General features: G+C 72.0%; 5 protein-coding genes. 1 reads left to right on the top strand and 4 read right to left on the bottom strand.

The window, feature by feature from the left end:
* The 4 genes from PROKR_RS20170 to PROKR_RS20160 form a co-directional block, all read right to left on the bottom strand.
* Positions 1-282: translation initiation factor IF-2 N-terminal domain-containing protein (locus PROKR_RS20170; RefSeq protein ID WP_425414919.1), on the bottom strand; the 282-nt coding region annotated here is incomplete at its 3' end.
* A 156-nt stretch (positions 283-438) separates the two neighbouring features.
* Positions 439-705 (bottom strand): YlxR family protein, encoded by a 267-nt coding sequence (locus PROKR_RS31760; protein WP_342665890.1) that lies wholly within the window; start codon positions 703-705, stop codon positions 439-441.
* An 87-nt stretch (positions 706-792) separates the two neighbouring features.
* Positions 793-1,842, bottom strand: coding sequence for a transcription termination factor NusA (gene nusA / locus PROKR_RS20165; RefSeq protein ID WP_036966387.1), 1,050 nt, complete (start codon positions 1,840-1,842; stop codon positions 793-795).
* Position 1,843: 1 nt separating this feature from the next.
* Complete coding sequence (locus PROKR_RS20160) at positions 1,844-2,437, bottom strand: ribosome maturation factor RimP (RefSeq protein WP_051433181.1); 594 nt, start codon at positions 2,435-2,437, stop codon at positions 1,844-1,846.
* 198 nt (positions 2,438-2,635) lie between these two features.
* Here PROKR_RS20160 and PROKR_RS20155 point away from each other — a divergent pair.
* Positions 2,636-3,295 (top strand): hypothetical protein (locus PROKR_RS20155; protein ID WP_157602325.1); only part of this gene is annotated, 660 nt, incomplete at its 3' end.

The following is a 3,295-nucleotide window of genomic DNA, read 5'->3' as shown; positions in this document are numbered from 1 at the left end:
CGGGGCCGGGGTCGCCTCAGCGGGCTTCCGGGCCGCGGGCTTCGCGGCAGGCTTCGGCGCGGGCTTGGCCGCCGCGCCCTTGTCGGACGCACCGGCGGCGCCACCGACGGGGAACTTGTCGCGCATCGCTCGCTCGACGGGGGCCTCAAGGGTCGAGGACGCCGAGCGGACGAACTCGCCCGCGGCCTTCAGCTCGCCCATCAGGGTCTTGCTCTCCACTCCGAGCTGCTTCGCAAGCTCGTGAACGCGGATCTTCGCCACATCTCTCCTGTCTCGGTCCATCCCGGGACAGGGAGGACCACCGTTAGTACTGCGTACTCATCGCTGGGGACTCATCGGGTGCCCATCGGCTTCAAACCCGCTTCCTTGTCGACGAACTTCATGATTCGGCCGGGCGCTCTGTCGCGCCCGGTCGGAACGGTCTTGCGGTCGGCACCCTCACCGGCCGAGGTGTGCTCGTACCTCGCCGAGATCGAGAGGACCGTCGGTGCGCAGTGCGCGGGGGACGGCCCTGCGACGCTCGGCGAGTTCCAGGCACTGCGGCTCCGGGTGGACCCAGGCACCGCGACCCGGCAGGCAGGCACGGACGTCGACGACGATGCGTCGTGGCTCTGCCACATCGGCATCATGCATCGCGGAGTCCAGCACCAGACGCAGGAGTGCAGACCGCTGGTCGCGCCCCCGGCACCCGACACACGTACGCACCGGGCCCGTGACGGGTGGTGTGGGGTGTGCCGAAAGACGGGCGCGTGGCCCAGACTCGGACAGTCTACCGCGCCGACCCACCGGGCGTTACCGACCGCTCTGTGCGTCGGCGGCGGTGCCACCTGCGTCGGCGTCCGCCGCCTCGTCCGAGCGGATGTCGATCCGCCAGCCCGTCAGCTTCGCGGCCAGCCGGGCGTTCTGCCCTTCCTTGCCGATCGCGAGGGACAGCTGGTAGTCGGGGACGATCGCCCGTGCGGCACGCGCGTCGGCGTCCACCACTGTGACTGACGACACACGAGCCGGGGACAGCGCGCTCGCCACGAAGGAGGCGGGGTCGTCGCTGTGGTCGACGATGTCGATCTTCTCACCGTGCAGCTCGGCCATCACGGCGCGCACTCGCGCGCCCATCGGGCCGATGCAGGCACCCTTGGCGTTCAGCCCGGAGACGCGGGACCGGACGGCCATCTTGGTGCGGTGCCCCGCCTCACGGGCGATGGCGGTGATCTCCACCGAGCCGTCCGCGATCTCCGGGACCTCGAGCTCGAAGAGCTTGCGCACCAGGTTCGGGTGCGTACGGCTCAACGTGATCTGGGGGCCCTTCATTCCGCGGCTGACCTCGACCACGTAGGCGCGCAGCCGCTCTCCGTGCACGTACTCCTCGGTGGGCACCTGCTCGTGCGGCGGAAGCACGGCCTCGGTACCGCCTACGTCGACGAGCACCATGCGCGGGTCACGGCCCTGCTGGATGACGCCGGCCAGGACCTCGCCCTCCTTGCCGCGGAAGGTGCCGAGCACCTGGTCGTCCTCGGCGTCCCGCAGGCGCTGCACGATCACCTGACGGGCCGTCGCGGTGGCGATGCGGCCGAAGTCCTGGGGCGTGTCGTCGAACTCGGGGCCGAGCTCCACGGCGGGTCGGGCGTCCGGGTCCTCGGGGTCCGCCTCGACGGGCAGCTCCTCGCGCGCCCACACCGTCACGTGCCCCGACGCGCGGTCCACCTCGACGCGGGCCCGGTTGTAGGCGTCCGGGGTGCGGTGGTAGGCCGACAGGAGGGCCTGCTCGATGGCCGCGACGAGGACGTCCAGGCTGAGGTCCCTCTCGCGCTCCAGCATCCGGAGCGTGGTCATGTCGATGTCCATGTCAGCCTTCCTCGTTGCGGCCGGGGCGAGACCCGGTCGGGTTGTCCGTACCAGCACCGTCCGAGTCCTCGTCGGTGTCTTCACCTGCACTCTCGCCCAGTTCCGAATCCTCGGCATCCTGGGCGTCCTCGAGCCGTCGGAGCTCGACCTCGACCTTGCCCCGCGTGACGTCCGCGACGGGGATCCGCCGGTCGTCGTCGAGCACCAGGACGGCGCCGTCGGCGTCGTCGAGCACGTCGGTCAGCCGGCCCTCGGCGCGGCTGCCGTCGGTGAGCTTGAGCGTGACCATCCGGGTCCGGGCACGCTTGAAGTGACGCAGCTCGGTCAGCGGCCGGGACGTGCCCGGCGTGGAGATCTCGAGCGTGTAGGCACCGGCGACGACGTCGTCCGTGTCCAGCGCCGCGGAGATCGCGCGCGACACGTCGCCGAGGGCGTCGGAGTCCAGGCTGCCGACGGCGTCGTCCGGCAGGTCGACCGTGACGCGGACCACGGACTTGTTGCCCGCCCGCGTGGCGCTGACCTCCTCGAGGTAGAGCCCGGCGGCCTCGACCACCGGCCCCACCACCCCGCGGACCGCATCCGCCTGCTGTGTCATCGAGTGCCTCCCGTCGGCTCCCCCATGCGCGGGGGCACGGTTCGAGCCGGAACGGTTCGACCGATGTGCTGTTGTTGTCTGCGTCAAGCCTAACGAAGCCTCCGACCTCGGCACTTCGCGAAGAACGTGATGTCCGTGACCCGACCGCAATCGGCCCGGCGACGAACGGGGTTCCGGAACGTGACATCATCGGCCACGATGAACCCCTTCGGCCGAACGGCCCGTACCCGTCGCAGGTCTGGCCTGACCGCGCTGGCCCTGACCTGCGCGATCATTCTCTCAGGTTGCGGGCTGCGGCTCGAGACACCGCCGCCGACCGAGCCGGTGCCCGACGCGGCGGAGGTGCTGCGGCGGACCGCCGTGGCCGACGCCCTGCTCGTGGCCGACCAGGCCACCGCCGCGGCAGAGACCGACGGGGTCAAGCCCGCGGTCGAGTCGGAGCTGATCGAGATCGCCGAGTCCGCGACCGCGCAGGCGGAGCAGCTCGGCGGCGAGTACGACTCCGGCCTCGGGGACCTCGTATCGGAGGGCTCCGGCGCGTCCCCCTCCGCACATGTCCAGGAGCAGACGCCGCGGGCCGTCGTCGCCTCCCTGCGCGACGCCGCCACCCGCACCCGGGCTGCCGCGGACCAGGCGCAGTCCGGACCGCTGGGCCGGCTGCTCGCCTCGATCTCGACGTCGCAGACGCAGCACGCGCAGGAGCTCGCGCGGCTCACCGGCGTCAAGGGCCCGACGCTGCCCTCCACGCAGATCCCCGAGCCCGCCGACCCCGCCCCGCAGCCCAGCGAGGACGACGACGACGCCGCGACCCCGGCGGCCACCGCGAGCGAGGCCCCCGTCGCCCCGACCGGGCTGTCC

Source organism: Promicromonospora kroppenstedtii DSM 19349 (assembly GCF_000515355.1).
GTDB classification, from domain to species: Bacteria; Actinomycetota; Actinomycetes; order Actinomycetales; family Cellulomonadaceae; genus Promicromonospora; species Promicromonospora kroppenstedtii.
Note: the sequence above shows the minus strand (reverse complement) of the source record. Positions and strands in the feature narration are given on the sequence as shown.

Bases quoted from the DNA above. Each gene is read 5' to 3' on its own strand.
- nusA (WP_036966387.1), bottom strand. From the start codon at position 1,842: ATGGACATCGACATGACCACGCTCCGGATGCTGGAGCGCGAGAGGGAC.
- PROKR_RS20160 (WP_051433181.1), bottom strand. From the start codon at position 2,437: ATGACACAGCAGGCGGATGCGGTCCGCGGGGTGGTGGGGCCGGTGGTC.